Source organism: Mesorhizobium sp. B1-1-1 (assembly GCF_006442955.1).
Classification (GTDB): Bacteria; Pseudomonadota; Alphaproteobacteria; order Rhizobiales; family Rhizobiaceae; genus Mesorhizobium.
In genome coordinates, this window is the sequence record NZ_VFWW01000005.1 from 74,142 (window position 1) to 89,721 (window position 15,580).

The 15,580-nt window shown below is 65.2% G+C and carries 16 protein-coding genes and 3 pseudogenes; 6 read left to right on the forward strand and 13 right to left on the reverse strand.

Going from position 1 to position 15,580, the window contains the following annotated elements; genetic code table 11:
* Positions 1 to 2: 2 nt before the first annotated feature.
* Positions 3 to 621, reverse strand: a pseudogene (locus FJ986_RS11115) (C39 family peptidase).
* A gap of 218 nt (positions 622 to 839) precedes the next feature.
* Here FJ986_RS11115 and FJ986_RS11120 point away from each other — a divergent pair.
* Positions 840 to 1,310 (forward strand): nucleoside deaminase, encoded by a 471-nt coding sequence (locus tag FJ986_RS11120; protein WP_140582381.1) that lies wholly within the window; start codon positions 840 to 842, stop codon positions 1,308 to 1,310.
* Positions 1,311 to 1,443: 133 nt separating this feature from the next.
* Here the strand turns inward: FJ986_RS11120 and FJ986_RS11125 are convergent, their stop codons facing one another.
* The 7 genes and pseudogenes from FJ986_RS11125 to FJ986_RS11155 all read right to left on the reverse strand — a co-directional run bounded on the left by FJ986_RS11125 (position 1,444) and on the right by FJ986_RS11155 (position 5,988).
* The gene (locus FJ986_RS11125) at positions 1,444 to 1,992 is read right to left on the reverse strand and encodes a YbhB/YbcL family Raf kinase inhibitor-like protein (protein WP_140500017.1); all 549 of its coding nucleotides are present in this window, start codon (positions 1,990 to 1,992) and stop codon (positions 1,444 to 1,446) included.
* A gap of 134 nt (positions 1,993 to 2,126) precedes the next feature.
* Positions 2,127 to 2,918: a hypothetical protein gene (locus FJ986_RS11130; protein ID WP_140670979.1), complete on the reverse strand. Its 792-nt coding sequence runs from the start codon at positions 2,916 to 2,918 to the stop codon at positions 2,127 to 2,129.
* Positions 2,919 to 3,033: 115 nt separating this feature from the next.
* Positions 3,034 to 3,162 (reverse strand): annotated as a pseudogene (locus FJ986_RS11135) (PLP-dependent aminotransferase family protein); the annotation flags it as partial.
* Positions 3,163 to 3,208: 46 nt separating this feature from the next.
* Entirely contained in the window at positions 3,209 to 3,589 is a 381-nt protein-coding gene (locus FJ986_RS11140) for an ester cyclase (RefSeq protein WP_140670981.1), read from the reverse strand.
* Between the two features lie 110 nt (positions 3,590 to 3,699).
* Positions 3,700 to 4,899 carry a PLP-dependent aminotransferase family protein gene (locus FJ986_RS11145; protein WP_181177974.1) on the reverse strand — a complete coding sequence of 400 codons (1,200 nt, stop codon included), beginning with the start codon at positions 4,897 to 4,899 and terminating at the stop codon, positions 3,700 to 3,702.
* A 148-nt stretch (positions 4,900 to 5,047) separates the two neighbouring features.
* Positions 5,048 to 5,500 (reverse strand): GNAT family N-acetyltransferase, encoded by a 453-nt coding sequence (locus FJ986_RS11150; RefSeq protein WP_140500024.1) that lies wholly within the window; start codon positions 5,498 to 5,500, stop codon positions 5,048 to 5,050.
* A 214-nt stretch (positions 5,501 to 5,714) separates the two neighbouring features.
* A pseudogene (locus tag FJ986_RS11155) lies at positions 5,715 to 5,988 on the reverse strand (GIY-YIG nuclease family protein).
* A gap of 241 nt (positions 5,989 to 6,229) precedes the next feature.
* Between FJ986_RS11155 and FJ986_RS11160 the strand changes: the two are divergent.
* Positions 6,230 to 6,877: a DUF922 domain-containing protein gene (locus FJ986_RS11160; protein WP_140561090.1), complete on the forward strand. Its 648-nt coding sequence runs from the start codon at positions 6,230 to 6,232 to the stop codon at positions 6,875 to 6,877.
* A gap of 16 nt (positions 6,878 to 6,893) precedes the next feature.
* Here the strand turns inward: FJ986_RS11160 and FJ986_RS11165 are convergent, their stop codons facing one another.
* The 3 genes from FJ986_RS11165 to FJ986_RS11175 all read right to left on the reverse strand — a co-directional run bounded on the left by FJ986_RS11165 (position 6,894) and on the right by FJ986_RS11175 (position 9,490).
* Complete coding sequence (locus tag FJ986_RS11165; RefSeq protein WP_140521504.1) at positions 6,894 to 7,952, reverse strand: Gfo/Idh/MocA family oxidoreductase; 1,059 nt, start codon at positions 7,950 to 7,952, stop codon at positions 6,894 to 6,896.
* A 94-nt stretch (positions 7,953 to 8,046) separates the two neighbouring features.
* Positions 8,047 to 8,751: an SDR family oxidoreductase gene (locus tag FJ986_RS11170; RefSeq protein WP_140630682.1), complete on the reverse strand. Its 705-nt coding sequence runs from the start codon at positions 8,749 to 8,751 to the stop codon at positions 8,047 to 8,049.
* A 121-nt stretch (positions 8,752 to 8,872) separates the two neighbouring features.
* Positions 8,873 to 9,490, reverse strand: a complete 618-nt coding sequence (locus FJ986_RS11175; RefSeq protein WP_140516014.1) for an XRE family transcriptional regulator — start codon at positions 9,488 to 9,490, stop codon at positions 8,873 to 8,875.
* A 131-nt stretch (positions 9,491 to 9,621) separates the two neighbouring features.
* Here FJ986_RS11175 and FJ986_RS11180 point away from each other — a divergent pair, with 131 nt between their 5' ends.
* The 3 genes from FJ986_RS11180 (at position 9,622) to FJ986_RS11195 (ending at position 13,715) form a co-directional block, all read left to right on the forward strand.
* A complete protein-coding gene (locus FJ986_RS11180) occupies positions 9,622 to 10,755 on the forward strand; it encodes an FAD-binding oxidoreductase (RefSeq protein ID WP_140674277.1) in 1,134 nt (377 codons plus the stop codon).
* Positions 10,756 to 10,805: 50 nt separating this feature from the next.
* Positions 10,806 to 12,410, forward strand: coding sequence for an ABC transporter substrate-binding protein (locus tag FJ986_RS11185; protein WP_140674279.1), 1,605 nt, complete (start codon positions 10,806 to 10,808; stop codon positions 12,408 to 12,410).
* 183 nt (positions 12,411 to 12,593) lie between these two features.
* Complete coding sequence (locus FJ986_RS11195; RefSeq protein WP_140557849.1) at positions 12,594 to 13,715, forward strand: serine hydrolase domain-containing protein; 1,122 nt, start codon at positions 12,594 to 12,596, stop codon at positions 13,713 to 13,715.
* Here the strand turns inward: FJ986_RS11195 and FJ986_RS11200 are convergent.
* Positions 13,678 to 14,232, reverse strand: coding sequence for a cytochrome b (locus tag FJ986_RS11200; RefSeq protein WP_140500038.1), 555 nt, complete (start codon positions 14,230 to 14,232; stop codon positions 13,678 to 13,680). The genes FJ986_RS11195 and FJ986_RS11200 overlap by 38 nt on opposite strands.
* Before the next feature lie 147 nt (positions 14,233 to 14,379).
* Complete coding sequence (locus FJ986_RS11205) at positions 14,380 to 15,099, reverse strand: 3-keto-5-aminohexanoate cleavage protein (protein WP_140500040.1); 720 nt, start codon at positions 15,097 to 15,099, stop codon at positions 14,380 to 14,382.
* Between the two features lie 205 nt (positions 15,100 to 15,304).
* On the opposite strand from FJ986_RS11205, the gene FJ986_RS11210 reads away from it, so the two are divergent.
* The gene (locus FJ986_RS11210) at positions 15,305 to 15,502 is read left to right on the forward strand and encodes a hypothetical protein (RefSeq protein ID WP_181165267.1); all 198 of its coding nucleotides are present in this window, start codon (positions 15,305 to 15,307) and stop codon (positions 15,500 to 15,502) included.
* Positions 15,503 to 15,580 lie beyond the last annotated feature (78 nt).

The following is a 15,580-nucleotide window of genomic DNA, read 5'->3' on the forward strand; positions in this document are numbered from 1 at the left end:
GATCAAATGCTGACGGCAATGCCGCGATTGGCAAAGAAGCGATCGAAATCGGCGGCCGCCAACACTGCGTTCGCCTGTGTGGCGCCGGTATGGCCGGACGGATTGTGAAAGCGAAAACCTTCATCCGATGCCGACATGACCAGCACCAGATGGCCGCCCTTGGACGGCGGCTCGCGCTCGGGCCAGCGGATCGAACTGCTGACCGAGGCGATGAAGAAGCGCGACTGCCCGAGGATCGCCGGAATATCCGATGTAGCGACACTGGTCATCACCTTCGCTTCCAGGCCGAATTCCGCCTTCACGAAGCTGACAAAGGGGGCGTAGATCAGGCCCTTGATCGATCGTTCGGTGACGACATAACCGCCATATCCGGTGCAGCGCCTGGCCAGTTCGATGGTCGGCACGATCTGGCCGCGCGCCGCCAGGATCATCTTGAGGCACGCCATGCCGCAGACATTGGCTGCCCACAGCGCGTATTCGTCGAGTGTGCGCGCGCCCGAGTTCTCCCACAGCGGATCGCGCCGCAGCGCCACCTCGGCGCCATCGGCAAGGACGGCCAAAGTCATATCGGGGCGTCTCCCACTGGCTGAAAAACGGCACGGTTCCAGGCGGTGGGCTCATCAATTCCTCAAACAGATCATTTCAATTTCGTATACAGGGATACGAGAGCGGAGAACAGTGCTTCAAACCTCATTCGCCTGATCAGGCGATGGCCCGCGCTCGGGTTTTGCCCGCCGGGCGAAGCTTGCCAATGCCCGCCGATCGGCGCACTCTCAGCCCTACGAAGCCGGTCGCCGGGTGTCGGTTCCTCTCCTCGCCCGTCGTGTTAGGATTGCGCAATGACCCGCGACCAGATGCTCGCCCACCTCCATGCCGCCGACGCCGTCGCTCGCGAGGCGGCCGTGCACGGCCATCATCCGTTCGGCTGCGTGCTGGTCGGGCCGGACGATCGCGTGCTTATGCGCCAGGGAAATCTCGACACGGTGCGCCATGCCGAGACGGAGCTTGCCCGGCGCGCCGCGGCTGCCTACGAGCCGGATTTCCTCTGGTCCTGCACGCTGGTCTCGACCGGCGAACCCTGTGCGATGTGCGCCGGAACGCTCTACTGGGCCAATATCGGCCGCCTGGTCTACGGCTTCGAGGAGACGAAGCTCCTGGCGCTCACCGGCGATCACGCCGAGAATCCGACGATGAGCCTGCCCTCGCGCACAGTGCTCGCCTCGGGCCAGAAGAAGATCGAGGTCTTTGGCCCCTTCCCCGAGATCGAGGACGAGCTGATCGCGCCGCATCGCGATTTCTGGACGCGCTGACGCGCCGGCCGAGGCCGCGCGCAAAGCCGCCAGATGGCCACCGGAACGGAATTCAAACGATCTCTTGGAACGTGTTTGCCAACAGCGTCGTCAATGCGCTGGTGGCCCGGGCGACTGCCTGAACCGGTCATGCTTACCGCCCATAGGTGTACGTCACGCTGGTCTCGCCGAGCGCCTGGCTCTTCGCGGCCACTGCCACCATTTCCGGAGAGGGATTCTCCGGCGCGCGCAGCTTCGGCGCGCCGAGCGCATAGAGCGTGAAGACATAGTGATGCGTGCCGCTGCCGGGCGGCGGGCATGGCCCGAAATAACCTGCACGGCCGATGCCGCCCTTGCCGAGCACCGTACCCTTGGGCAAGCCTTTGCCGCGCTTCGAGCCCGCCCCTTCGGCCAGGCCCTTCGCGCTTGCCGGGATGTTCCAGGCCAGCCAGTGCCAGAAACCCTTGCCGCCGCCGGCGTCGGGGTCGAACATGGTGAGCGCGTAGCTCTTGGTGCCTGCCGGCGGGTCCTTCCATCTCAAGGCGATCGATACGCTTTGCCCGCTGCAGCCGCCGGCCTTGTCGCCGAGATATTTTTCGGCCCATTTGCCGTTGGAAACCGACGGGCTTGAAATCTCGAAAGCCGCCGCCTGATTGGCGAGGCCGAACAGCACCAGCACGGCGAAACCGAGGCGCAAGCTCATGGCTTCCTCCACTTCCAGCCAAGATGCCGACAAGTTTAGCCGAAAAGCGGCCCGAAATTAGGCAATTTGGCGCGAAACTGCTGGTGGGAGCCGCGGGAATTGCTGGTCCCTGCAACAAAAGCTGCCGGACGGCGCTATTCCGCCGCGCTGCATTCTTCGGTCGGCTCAGCCGGACCGATCGCCGAGATCCAGAGCCGGTCAATGTCGGCTAGCTGCGCGCGGTCGATTTCGTCGAGATGGTTCCAGTACATGCCATCCTCGTAGAAATAGCCGAGCTCGCGCTCGATTTGCTCGGCCGCTTCGACCCTATGCTGATGGATGCCCGCACGCGCATCCATCTTCATGCCGGCGAGGCGCTCGGGGGACAGTACCCGCAATTCCTCGAAGGACAGCCTTGGGAAGACCAGGCGGCTTTGCGGCAGGTCCGACAGGTTGATGCAGAGCGTGCCGCGTCGCAGCGCATGAATGAGCATGCGGGCGGATTTGGCCTCGAGGCTCTGCAGCGTGACATCGTCGCGCAGCGGGTCGGCGCGGCCGATGCCGTAGAAATGGGTGTCGCCGGCCGTGTCGTAGATCATGTCGCAGCCGAGGAAGGCGAGCACGTCCGGCCTCTGGCTGTGGACGGCCCAATAGGCCGCTGTCAGCGACATGGTGGCGCCGGCATAGACGAAGCCGCCGAAAGTATTCTGGGCCGGCACGTAATGCGCGGCGCTGAAGATCTCGGCCTGCCGCAGCGGTTCCAGAGGCGGCATCCGGTCGGACGGGAAATCGCCGGCATGCACCAGCACGTCCCAGTCGGGGCGCACGCGCCAGGCATTGTTGATGGCGACGATGCTGGCGAAGGTCTCCTTCGGCCAGGCGGCGCAGCGCACGACGTCGGGCGCGCTGCCGAGAAGCAGCGTCACTCTGGGCGTTGCGGAGACCATGACATCCTCATTCGACCGGCAAAGGCACGCCCGCATTTACCGCACGCCTTGCCAGGCGCACAAGGGCTGCCGACAAGCCGGCCTGACGCCCCGGGGCCAGGAATCCGGTCGGTTGCTAGTTCCTCAGCAGCTTGGCCAATCTGGGAATGCCCTCGGTCACCGCGCGGCGGTCGGCCAAGGTGAAGGACAGCCGCAGCGTGTTGCGCCCGGTGCCATCGGCGAAGAAGGCGCTGCCGGGCACGAAGGGGCGCGCGCTTCCTTTACCGAGCGCGCCAGGAGAGGTTCGTGTTTCAAAGCTGGGCTTCGATGGCGGCCTTGTCGATGATGGACCACACGAGCCGGATCTTCGGGCCGCGAAACTCATAGAAGACGTTCTCGGCGAAGGACACTTTCCTGCCGTTTACGGCAAGCCCGAGGAAATTCCCCCTGGGCGTGCAGTCGAACATCAGCCGGCTCGCGACATGAGGCGGATCGCAGACCAGCAGCCGGATATCGAAACGAAGATCCGGAATGTCGTCGAAATCCTTCTCCAGCATCGCGCGGTAGCCGGAGAGCCCGATCCGCCTGCCATTGTGGGACACGTCGTCGTCGACGAACTGCCCGAGGTTCGGCCAGTCCTGCCGGTTGAGGCAGGCAATGTAGTCGCGGTAGATACCGGAAAGGTCGGTCATGGCGCATGAACCCGCGTTCGTGGACACAAGGCTATTTTGCACCCACAACAAGTCAGGGCAACCCGGGTTTGTTCGCCGCTGGGGCGATGCACCGTCGTCTGGCCGGCGCCTTAGGCTTTGAGCAGCGCCGCCAGCCGCGGGATACCCTCGCTCACCGCGCGCTGGTTGGCGAGCGTGAAGGACAGCCGCAGCGTGTTGCGCCCGGTGCCGTCCGCATAAAAGGCATTGCCGGGCACGAAGGCGACACGTGCTTCCTTCACCGAGCGCGCCAGGAGCGCGGTGGCGTCGGCGCCTTCCGGCAGCGTTACCCAGACGAACATGCCGCCTTCCGGGCGGCTCCAGGTCACGCCTTCCGGCATGTTGGCCGCGAGCGCGCCGAGCAGGCCGTCGCGGCGTTCGCGATAGGCGCCGATCAGCTTTTCGACCTGGGCCTCGAACACCGCTTCGGCCGCCCGGTGCATCACCATCTGGTTGATCGACGGGCTGTGCAGGTCGGAAGCCTGCTTCATCAGCACCAGCTTGTCCACGACATGGCGCGGCGCGCAGACCCAGCCGACGCGCATGCCCGGCGACAGGATCTTCGAGAACGAGCCGCAATAGAGCGTGCGCGCCTTGTCGATGCCGCCGGATCGCGCGCAGTCGAGCGCCAGGATCGGCGGCACGCCTTCGCCATCATAGCGCAGCGCCCGGTAGGCGGCGTCCTCGACGATGGCGATGTCGAGCTCGCCGGCAAGGTCGAGCACCGCCTCGCGCTGCTGCCTGTCCAGCGTGTTGCCGGTCGGGTTGGCGAAATCCGGCACCAGATAGGCGAACTTGACCCGGCCGCCATTCGCCGCCGCCGCCGCGCGATAGGCATCCGGCGTCATGTTGCCGCCTTCCGGCCGCAGCCGGTCGTAGCGCGGTTCATAGGCGTTGAAGGCTTGCAGCGCGCCGAGATAGGTCGGCCACGTCACCAGTGCGGTGTCGCCGGGCGACAGCAGCAGCTTGCCGATATAATCGAGCGCCTGCTGCGAACCCGAAGTGATGAAGATGTTGGCTTCCTCGCAGGCGACGCCGAGCTTGCCCATCTGGCCGGCAATCCATCGCCGCAGCGGCAGATAGCCCTCGCTCACCTGGTACTGAAGCGCCGCCCCCGCCTCGCTGCCGCCGAGCACGTCGGCATAGGCGTCGCGGATCGCCTCGGCCGGAAACAGCGCCGGATCGGGAATGCCGCCGGCGAAGGAGATGATGTCCGGCTGGTCGAGCAGCTTCAGCAGCTCGCGGATTTCCGAGGCCTTCATGCGCGAGGAGCGCGACGCCAACAGGTTCATAAGGGTCAAGCACGCCTCCCCGGACGCATCGAATATAGGTCAACTTAGCTGACCTATATCTGGTCTCGCCGCAAATTGAATAGGGCCTGCTAGCCTTCCCGCATGCGCCAGCCGCCCGCCTTAGCGGAAAGCGACGGCCCCGCCTGCGCTACAAGGTCTTCTTGTAGCCGAGATGGGTGCCGGTGAAGCCGAGGCTTTCATAGAAGCGGTGCGCGTCCGCTCTGGTCTTGTCGGTGGTGAGTTGGACGAGGCCGCAACCGCGCGCCCGGCATTGATCAACAGCCCATTCGATCATCAGCCTGCCTATGCCTTCGGAACGGCGGTGCCCGGCGACCCGCACCGCCTCGATCTGACCGCGCCAGGCGCCCTTGCGCGACAGCCCGGCAAGGAAGCTGATCTGCAAGGTGCCGACCACGTCGGCGCCATCGACCGCCACCGCCAGCAACTGGTTGGGGTCGGCATCGATGGCGTTGAAGGCATCGACATAGCCCTGCGCCAGCGGCAGCGAGGCATCCTCTCTGGCCGCGCCAAGCGGATCGTCCGCCAGCATGGCCACGAGGGCAGGCAGGTCGGAGGCCAGGGCCTTGCGGAAGGTGATCATGAGCACGACTTACGGCGACACGCCGGCGCCGGCAAGGCCGTTGGTTCGGAAGCCCCACCCTATCTTCGTCATCCTAGGCGAAGCAGGAGCGAAGCTCCGTCGCGGAGACCCTGGAATCCATGCCGTGACATGGGAGCGCCGCTACCGTGCGGAATTTCGATCACCGAGCCCCGCGACATGCCCCGAGTCAACCCGAGGACGAAGTGGCCACTGGCTACCATCCTGTTCCACGAAATAGCTCGAACCATTCAGGATTGGCCTTTTCGATCAGTTCGACCTTCCATTGCCGCCGCCAGCGCTTGAGCGATTTCTCGCGCTGGATGGCGTCCGTGATATCGAAATACTCCTCGTACCAGACCAGTCGCTGCACGCCATATTGGCTGGTGAAGCGCGAACCCTGGCCCGACTTGTGTTCTGGCATACGATGTGACGCCGATGTAAATGGTGCCGGCCTTCTGGCTGGCGGTCATGTAGACATAGCCGGTCATGTGTCGGGGCTATCGGGCCATGCGTTGGGAGAACATCCTGATTCGCTGCATTCTTCGGCAGGTGTCACGGCATGGATCCTAGGGTCTGCGCCGCGTCGCTTCGCTCCTTGCTCCGCCCTAGGATGACGAACCGAGGGAACTTCTTCAACCCCATACCCATCCTGGTCTTGCCGCACGGCGCCAGCGCCTCCCTCCAACACATTTGCAGCACCCGCCGGCAGCATATAGGAAAAGCCACAAGATGGCATTGGCGTCGGCGCCGGTCCTGGTTTCGCGGAGAGCGGTGTTGAGAGCGTGTGTTCGTCTGTGCCTGTCGCTGGTCGCGGTGCTCGCCTTGCCGCTTGCCGCCCATGCACAATGGAAGCCCGTCGAGACGGTCGAGCCCTACGCCATTTCAGGCCGGACCGGACAGGAGCTCTACCGGTCGATCGGCGAGAACGGACCGCTGATCCGCGGCGCCAAAACGCGCACCATCGCCTACACCAATTTCAAGCTGACCTGGACCAGGGACTACCAGAACAAGGGCGGCGATTGCGTCCTGGCATCGGCCAGGCCGAAGCTGATCATCACCTATGCCTTGCCGAAGCCGTCAGGCTCCCTGCCGCCGGCCGTGCAGAAGAGCTGGGACAGCTTCATCGCCGGCGTCGCCGCCCATGAGAAAGTGCATGGCGCCGATATCATCGCCATGGTGCGCAAGATCGAGGCGGCGACCGTCGGCCTCAGCGTTGCCGACGATCCCAAATGCGCCAAGATCCGGACCGAGATGACCAGGCGCCTCTCCGAATTGTCGCAGGCGCAGCGGCGGGCAAGCCGCGATTTCGACCGCGTCGAATTCGGCAATGGCGGCAATTTGCAAAAACTGGTTTTTGGCCTCGTGACCGGTCCCTGAGAGGAAGGCGCCACCCTCACCGCGTCTGCGCGCTCGCCGCGAGCTCCGCCCGCTTCTCGTCCGACACCACGGCCAGATCCAGCACCTTCTGCAGTTCGGCGGCGTGGCGGAAGGACGGTTCGGCCTGCACGCCGGTCCGCACCGCGTCGGCGAAACGCTGGTAGTTGGTGGCCACCGTGCCGGCGTCGAGCTCTTCCCATATCCCGTCGTCGACATTTTCGCCGAGGCAAGCCTTGAGCGACGAGCCGTCGAGATTGTGCACCACTTCGAGACCGCCTCGATCGCCATAGATGCGCAGGCGCAATTCGTTGAGATGGCCGGTCGCCCAGCGGCTGGCATGCACCACGCCGAAGGCGCCGTTGGAGAAATCCACCGTCATGGCGAAACTGTCATTGGCGTCGAGCCCGTAGTCGCCGATGCGGTTGCCCGGCGCCTTGTCGAAGGAACGCAGCCGGCAGAACACATGATCGATGCCGAGGGCCGCGCCATAGCTGGCGAAATCGAGGATGTGGATGCCGACATCGCCAAGCACGCCGTTGGAGCCGTGGCCGCGCGACAGCCGCCAGAGCCATTTCGGGTCGCTGCGCCAGTCGCCCCAGAATTTCGACACCAGCCAGCTCTGCAGATAGGACGCCTCGACATGCCGGACCGTGCCGATCTCGCCGGCCTGCACCATCCGGCGGGCTTTCTGCAGCGCAGCGACATTGCGGTAGGTGAGGTTCACCATGTTGACGATGCCGGCTTTCTCGGCGGCCTCGGCCATCTCGATCGCCTTGCCGAAATTCTCGGCCAGCGGCTTCTCGCACAGCACCGGCTTGCCGGCCGCGATCAGCTGCATGGTGGTCGGGTGGTGGATGCGGTCCGGCGTGACATTGGCCACGGCGTCGAAAGCGCCCCATTTGAGCGCCTCGTCCAGCGCGGTGAAGCGGTTGGGGATGTTGAAGCCGTCGGCGAATTCGCCGACGCGCGCCGGATCGAGGTCGACGGCCCCGACAATGTCGACGCCATCGATGGCGCTGAATTGCCGTGCATGTTCCTGCGCCATCCAGCCGGTGCCAAGTATCAGAAGCCGCATTTTTCCTCCTTGGTGCGAGATGTCGTCGCGCCAGGCGGGATGCCGGACCCCCTCCGCGGCGCGCGTCGGACAGGCCTCCCCTCCCGGACCCGCCTCAAATAGCGCGAATGATCCCGCCGTCGACGCGGATGTTCTGGCCGGTGATGTAGCCGGCGCCGTCCGAAGCCAGGAAGGCGATGGTCGCGGCGATCTCTTCCGACGTGCCGTAGCGCTGCATCGGCACGGAGTCGCGGCGTTCTTCCGTCGCCGGCAGGCTGTCGATCCAGCCGGGCAGCACATTGTTCATGCGCACATTGTCCGCTGCATAAGTATTGGCGAAGATCTTGGTGTAGGCGGCAAGGCCGGCGCGGAACACGGCCGAGGTCGGGAACATCGGACTCGGCTCCACCACCCAGGCGGTCGAGATGTTGATGATGGCGCCGGCCTTCTGCTTGACCATCTGCGGCGCCACGATGCGCACCGGCCGGATGACGTTGAGCAGGTAGACGTCCATGCCGGCGTGCCACTGTTCGTCCGTGATCTCCAGGATCGGCGCGCGCGGCCCGTGGCCGCCGCTGTTGACCAGCACGTCGACGCGGCCATAGCGCTCCAGCGTCAAGTCCGCGAGGCGCTGCAAGTCCTCGTTTGACTGGTTGGAGCCGGTGACGCCGATGCCGCCCAGTTCTTTGGCCAGCGCCTCGCCCTTGCCGGACGAAGACAGGATGGCGACCTTGAACCCGTCCGCCGCCAGCCGCTTGGCCGCTGCCGCCCCCATGCCGCTGCCGCCGGCCACGATGACAGCCACTTTTTCTGAACTCATTGGGTTTTCCTTCTCGGGTTGGCGGGAATTTCGTCTCAGCGGTCATATAGCCGGTTTCGTCGGCCGCTTCGAACCAGAAAGGCTGAACCGACCTGCAGAAAAATGCGACGCGCCAACCGCCCTATCCTTCCACCGTCTCCAGCACGCTGAGCAGCGTGCCTTCCATGTCGGGCTCGTCGCCGGAGCAGACGCACAGCATTTCGGCGTCGCCGTCGCCCACAGAGAGGTAGGCGTGGCCCATGGTGGAATCGATATAGACGCTCTCGCCCTGTTTCAGCCGCACCGGCGCGTACTGGTCGGTGTGCAGCTCGATCTCGCCCTTGAGCACGATCAAAAATTCCTCGCCGGCATGTTTCGTCAGCGGCCCGAACTCCTCGGGCGTGCGGGCGCGCGCATAGGCGTGGATCGGCACCATGCGCTTGCGCACCAGGTCGGTGGCCAGGTACCGGTAGTCGTAATTGCGGGTCAGTTGGCGCAGTGTGTTGGACGGTGACGTCACGGAGCGGCGGGTGCGCGCCGCCGGCTGCTTGCGGTCGCCGCTGAGCAGTTCCGTTACATGGATGCCGAGCCCTTCGCAGATCTGCAGCAGCTTGTCGTAGCTCAGCGACATCTGGTCGTTCTCGACCTTGGACAGCGTCGACACCGCGACACCGGTGAGCCTGCTCACCTCCTGGAGGGTCCAGCCATGCGTCTTCCTCAAGCCGCGCAGGCAATCACCCAGCTTCGGTTGCTCCGACATATCAGCTCCATGCCGCGGGATCGCGCCGCTCCATCCTAGGTAATTGAACTTCCCGCCGTCATCAACAACGCCAACAATTTTCTTATACGCTAAATATTGACTGGATAAGAAATTATTTTTACGACTGAACGATGCAGTCGAATTCACTCCCGAAAATCGTCGTCATCGGCGGCGGCATTGCCGGCCTCTCGCTTGCCGCCGAGGTGGCGGACTGGGCCGACGTCACCCTCATCGAGCGCGAGAGCCAGCCGGGCTATCATGCCAGCGGCCGCTCGGCCGCCCTGTTCACCGAGACTTATGGCAACCGCCTGGTGCGCGCGCTGACGCTGGCGAGCCGCCGGGCGATCTTCGACGGCGGCTTCGTCGCGCATCAACGTGGCGCGCTGCATGTCGGCCGCGCCGATGACGGCGCGGCCGTCGACCGGCTGGCCGGCGAATTGCAGGCCATGGTGCCGAGCGTACGCCGCCTCTCCGCCGCTGAGCTGCATGCGCTGGTTCCCGTCATCGATCCGCAAACCACATGCGGCGGTGTCCATGAACCGGGTGCGGTGGACGTCGATACCGGCAAGATGCTTGCGGCCTGCGCTTCGGCACTGAAGGCCAGGGGCGGCATCATGCGCACGAGCGAAGAGGTGCGCGCGATCGCGCGCGCCGGCAATGGCCTGCGCGTCGCCACCAGTGCCGGCGCCTATCCCGCCGACATCGTCGTCAACGCCGCCGGCGCCTGGGTCGATGTCGTGGCCGGCCTGGCGGGGCTCACCGGCCTCGGCTTCCAGCCCAAGCGGCGCACCGCCTTCCTGTTCGACCCGCCCGCGGGCGCCGACATTGCCGGCTGGCCGCTGGTGGTCGATCTGCACGAACAATTCTACTTCAAGCCAGACGCCGGCAGGCTGATCGGCTCGCTGGCCGACGAAACCGATTCCGAGCCTTGCGACGCCTGGCCGGAAGACATCGACGTCGCCATCGCCGTCGACCGGATCGAGCAGGCAACGTCCATGCGCATAGGCCGCCCGTCGACGCCCTGGGCCGGCCTGCGCACCTTCGCGCCCGACCGCACGCCGGTCGCCGGCTTCGACCCGCGCCTGCCCGGCCTCTTCTGGCTCGGCGGCCAGGGCGGCTATGGTTTCCAGGTGTCGCTGACATTGGCGCGGCTCGGCTCGGCGCTGATGCGCGGCCAACCCTTGCCCGACGATGTCACCGCGCTTGGCGTCACCGCCGCGGGGCTGGCGCCCGACCGCTTCCTGGCCCCGGCGGCGAAGCCATGAATTTCATGCCCTTCCCTCAACCAGAAAAAGTGTCATCAGGAGCGTTTGCGATGAAATCCACCGTTCTGCGCACAGTGCTTGGCTCGATCCTTCTGGCCTCGTCCGTCCTTCTCGGCGGGCAGGCTCATGCCAAGACGCTCGTCTATTGCTCGGAGGCCAATCCCGAGACCTTCAACCCGGCGATCGGCATCGCCGACTCCACCATGGATGCCGCCGCCAAGACGATCTTCAACCGGCTGGTGGAGTTCAAGCCGGGCACGACCGAAGTCGGACCGGCGCTGGCCGAGAGCTGGGATGTCTCGCCGGACGGCAAGACCTACACATTCCACCTGCGCCAAGGCGTGAAATTCCAGTCGAACGAGCATTTCACGCCGACGCGCGAGTTCAACGCGGACGACGTCCTTTACACGTTCAACCGCCAGCGCGACGCCAACAATCCCTACCACAAGCTCGGCGGCGGCTCTTACGAATACTTCAACGCGCTGGGCATGGGCACGCTGATCGACAAAATAGACAAGGTCGACGATTACACCGTGCGCTTCACGCTGACGGCCCCCAACGTCACCTTCCTGGCCGGGCTGGCGCTCGACTACCTCTCGATCTTGTCGCTGGAGCAGACCGAAAAGATGGTGGCCGCCGGCACGCCGGAGCTGATCGACAGCCAGCCGGTCGGGACCGGCCCGTTCATGCTCGAGGCCTATGTGCCCGACAGCCAGGTGCGCTACGCCGCCAACAAGGATTACTGGCGCGGCGCGCCGAAGATCGACACGCTGGTCTTCGCCGTCACGCCCGAGCCGACCACCCGCGTCGAGCGCCTCAAGGCCAATGAATGCCAGGTGGCGGCCCCGCCCCCGCCCAGTGCCGTCGCCGAATTGCGCGCCGATCCAGACATCACGGTCCTCGACCTCAAGGGCCAGAATATCGGCATCCTCGGCTTCAACGTCGAACATCAGCCGCTGGGCGATGTCCGCGTGCGCACCGCGCTTGCCAAGGCCGTCGACCGCAAGGCAATCGTCGATGCCGTCTATGCCGGCGCCGGCACGGTTGCCGGCAGCGTCGTGCCGCCGGCGCAGCTCGGCGCCGTCACCGATGCCGGCATCGACTACGATCCCGACGGCGCGAAGAAACTGCTGAAGGAAGCAGGCCACGAAAGCGGCCTCAAGATCAGCCTATGGGCGATGCCGGTGTCGCGCCCCTACAACCCCAACGCCAAGCGCATGGCCGAGATGATCCAGGCCGACTGGGCGAAGGTCGGCGTGCAGTCCGAGATCGTCAGCTTCGAATGGGGCGAATATCTCAAGCGCACCGCCGCGGGCGAGCAGGACGCTTTCCTGCTCGGCGGCAGCAGCGACAATGGCGATCCCGACAACATGCTGAGCTATCTCCTGTCCTGCGACGGCGTGAAGGGTGGCTCGAACCGGTCGCGCTGGTGCGACAAGGATTTCGAGAAGCTGCTGGATGAAGGCCGCGTCGCCGCCGACCCGAAAGAACGCGCCGCGATCTACGGCAGGGCGCAGGCAATCCTGAAGGCCGAGGTGCCGGTGGCGCCGATCGCCCATTCGCTGGTGGCGATCCCGATCCGCAAGAGCGTGCTCAACTACATCCTCGACCCCTTCGGCCGGCAGAATTTCGCGGCGGTCGATGTGGCTGAGTGAGGGCAGGCGCTCCCTGTCCTTCCCCCCTTGTGGGGGAAGGTGGATCGGCGCGCAGCGCCGAGACGGTTGAGGGGTGTTCCAGCGGAATGAGACGTTGGTGTTCCCTGGAGCACCCCTCATCCGACCTCGCTTCGCGAGGCCACCTTCTCCCACAGGGGAGAAGGAAAAAAGAAAGCGATATCAATGCCGAAAGACCTGACCTCCCTCCTCAACAGCTACCTCGCCGACGGCGCGGTGGGTGCCTCGCTGGCCTATTCGACAGGCGCCGCGCCAATCGCCCTCACCGCGGGCCTAGCCGATCGCGCACATGGCACATCAGTCACACCGGACCAGTTGTTCAAGATCGGCAGCTGCACCAAGACCTTCGTCGCCGCCGCCCTGGTCAAGCTCGCCGAGACCGGCAAGCTCGAGCTCGGCGCGCCGATCTCCTCCTGGTTCCCGGATCTGCCGGGCGCAGGGAATATTTCGGTGCGCCAGCTGATCAACCATCGCAGCGGCCTGCCGGAATTCGAATATTACATACCGATGGATCCGGGCCGGCAATGGACGCCGCAGCAGCTGGTCGACATCGCCTTCGCCTCCGACAAACAGAAGGCACCGGGCGGACCCGCTGTCTACAACAACACCGGCTATGTGTTGGCCGGCATGGTGATCGAGGCCGTCACCGGCCAGTCGCTCGGCGCCTATGTCAGAAGCGCGGTCCTGCGGCCGCTCGCCCTGGAAAACACCTGGTCGCCAGCCACCGAAGCATTCCCGGAAAGGTCGATGGTGCGCGGCTACTACCACCGGCCGCCGCTGGCGCCGGGCGCACCGACAGACATCGCTTCCGGCGGCGAGATGTGGCGCATGGACGGCGTGCTGCCCTACTCCGACGAATTGCAGGATTCTTCCGATTCCTTCCCATTCGGCGCCGCCTATGGCTGCGGCGACATGGTGTCGACGCCGTCCGACATGGTGAGCTTCATGCGCAGCCTGTTCTCCGGCAAGCTCTTGTCGCCGCCTTTCTTCGCCGAGATGTTCGAACGCCGCGTGCCGGCGAGCTTCCCGGGCACCCGCATGCGCGAGACCGGCGCCGGCATGTTCCAGAGCGCCTATGCCGACCGCGCCTTCTACGGCCATCAGGGCAGCATTCCGGGCTATGTCGCGGTCATGCTGCATGATCCGGCGACCGGTCTTACCATCGCCATGGCCAGCAATGTCGGCTCCGGCAACCGCCTGTCCTTCCAGGCCAGCGGCCTGCATCCCGTGGTGGATCAGGCGATCCGGATCATTCTGGAGCAGCCAAGCCGGGCAGCATCTGGCTGAGCACGCGATCTCGCAGAAGAACGTGGTGGAAGACGGCCGCCGCGGCGTGCAGGCCGGCCAACCACATGAGGATGTCCCCAAGCGTGCCGTGGATTTCCGCCAGCGAAGCGCCGACGTCCCATGGGGCGAAAAGCGGACCGATCGGACCGAAGCCGTACACCGTGACCGGATGGCCGCCAAACCATGCGCCGAGCATGGCGGTCACCGGCACAGCGAACATCAACGCGTAGAGCGCCCAATGTACCGCCTTCGACCCGACATACATCCAGGCGGGCATGGACGGAGCGTCGGGAATGCGATCGAACAGCCGCCAGGCCAGGCGGATCACCAGCAGCCAGAAAACCGCGAAGCCGAGCGATTCATGAAGCAGCAGCATCGAGGCCCTGGGCGCTGAATAAACGCGTGTAGGAGGACCGCCTGCCGAGACCAGGAAGGCGATGAGCACGAGCAGTGCCGTCAACCAGTGGAATGCCTGGGCAAGGCTTCCGTAGCGAGTTGTGGTACCGGACAGTGACATGCAGGAACTCCGCGGCAGTTGCACAAGGCTCCCCGCGCCAGGCCGAATTTGCCTTTATTTAGTGCGCCTCGAGTGAGAACGATTTATGGCGGAGCAGGTCGGGTCGGCTTGTCGCACCGGCTGCACAGCCAAGGCGCTTGAGACCCTTCAGGTTTTCGACCAAAACACCGCCGCCGTCGCCGCGACGATCTCCGCATTGTCCAGCGCCACCTTTCCATCGGGAAGCGTCCTGCCGTCTTCCAGTCCGACCCGCGTCGACCAGCGCCTTCGACGCGCGAGCTCCACGAACGGCCAGACCGTGGCATCGGCGCCGTGCAGCAGGATCGGCCGCCGCACCCCGGCGCGGTCCAGCGCGGCGGCGATGCCGTGCGCCTCGGCGAGTGCGGCGGGCAATTCCTGTATGTCGATCTCGATCAGGATGCGCAGCACCCGGCCGTGATCGGCAAGACTGACGAACCGCTGGGCATCTTCCGTTGTGGCAAGGCCGGCCTCGATGCCGACGCCGCGCTGGCGCAAAAGCTCCATCACGGCGGGCGCGTCGGCCTCCGAAAGATTGACCGAAGCATAATCGGGCAGTTCGCGCCAGCCGGCGATCGCGGCGCGGGTGCGCTCGACGTCATTCTCGATCCAGGCGCCTGTCGACACGCCGATCAGCGTGCCGGGACAGGCCCGGCGCACCGCCAGCACGGTCGCGTCGACGGCGGCCAGACTCTCGCGCCCGTCCACGCCGCGCGGATGGATGTGCAGCTCGGCCGCGCCCGCGGCGATGCAGGCGGCCGCATCGCTCGCCATCGCCTGCGCCGTCAGCGGCAATTTCGGATGAAAATCGCGCGGTCGTGCGCCATTGATGCAGGCCTGGACGATCATGGCTGCCATCCTCGGACAAGGGAGTAGCATTCTAGCCGCGTGGCAAGGCATGGCAAAGGGGTTGGGCGTTGTCTCTCCTGACAGCCACCGCCTCGCCCTTCTTGCCGGAATCCCCCGGCATTTGAATAAAATCCGCCTGTGGATATTTACCCTGCGTTCCGCCGGACCGGCCAAGGTATATTAGGGCGAGGTAATGGAGGGATCATTGACCAGCGATTTTTCAGCCGCCCGGGTGCATCTCGAACGCGCCTATCACTATTTGCGCGGCGACGACGAGACAAGCCGCTCGGCATGCGAAGCCCTCGACCTGCTGATCGAAGCGGTCGCGGAGGCGCAGCACAGGCGATCGGAGGCAGAGGTGTTGGAGTTTCCGCGATCGGCACGGTTCGCCGACCGCCAGTGATCGTTCCACCGCGCCCGGCCGACCTCCCGGAGCCGTTCCAGGGCCGTGCTTAACAGCTCTTCGGGATTGCCTAATGGA

Excerpts from the sequence above, each read along its gene's own strand:
- FJ986_RS11120 (WP_140582381.1), top strand. The coding sequence starts at position 840 with ATGACCCGCGACCAGATGCTCGCCCACCTCCATGCCGCCGACGCCGTC.
- FJ986_RS11125 (WP_140500017.1), bottom strand. The coding sequence starts at position 1,992 with ATGAGCTTGCGCCTCGGTTTCGCCGTGCTGGTGCTGTTCGGCCTCGCC.
- FJ986_RS11130 (WP_140670979.1), bottom strand. The coding sequence starts at position 2,918 with ATGGTCTCCGCAACGCCCAGAGTGACGCTGCTTCTCGGCAGCGCGCCC.
- FJ986_RS11140 (WP_140670981.1), bottom strand. The coding sequence starts at position 3,589 with ATGACCGACCTTTCCGGTATCTACCGCGACTACATTGCCTGCCTCAAC.
- FJ986_RS11145 (WP_181177974.1), bottom strand. The coding sequence starts at position 4,899 with ATGAACCTGTTGGCGTCGCGCTCCTCGCGCATGAAGGCCTCGGAAATC.
- FJ986_RS11150 (WP_140500024.1), bottom strand. The coding sequence starts at position 5,500 with ATGATCACCTTCCGCAAGGCCCTGGCCTCCGACCTGCCTGCCCTCGTG.
- FJ986_RS11160 (WP_140561090.1), top strand. The coding sequence starts at position 6,230 with ATGGCATTGGCGTCGGCGCCGGTCCTGGTTTCGCGGAGAGCGGTGTTG.
- FJ986_RS11165 (WP_140521504.1), bottom strand. The coding sequence starts at position 7,952 with ATGCGGCTTCTGATACTTGGCACCGGCTGGATGGCGCAGGAACATGCA.
- FJ986_RS11170 (WP_140630682.1), bottom strand. The coding sequence starts at position 8,751 with ATGAGTTCAGAAAAAGTGGCTGTCATCGTGGCCGGCGGCAGCGGCATG.
- FJ986_RS11175 (WP_140516014.1), bottom strand. The coding sequence starts at position 9,490 with ATGTCGGAGCAACCGAAGCTGGGTGATTGCCTGCGCGGCTTGAGGAAG.
- FJ986_RS11180 (WP_140674277.1), top strand. The coding sequence starts at position 9,622 with ATGCAGTCGAATTCACTCCCGAAAATCGTCGTCATCGGCGGCGGCATT.
- FJ986_RS11185 (WP_140674279.1), top strand. The coding sequence starts at position 10,806 with ATGAAATCCACCGTTCTGCGCACAGTGCTTGGCTCGATCCTTCTGGCC.
- FJ986_RS11195 (WP_140557849.1), top strand. The coding sequence starts at position 12,594 with ATGCCGAAAGACCTGACCTCCCTCCTCAACAGCTACCTCGCCGACGGC.
- FJ986_RS11200 (WP_140500038.1), bottom strand. The coding sequence starts at position 14,232 with ATGTCACTGTCCGGTACCACAACTCGCTACGGAAGCCTTGCCCAGGCA.
- FJ986_RS11205 (WP_140500040.1), bottom strand. The coding sequence starts at position 15,099 with ATGATCGTCCAGGCCTGCATCAATGGCGCACGACCGCGCGATTTTCAT.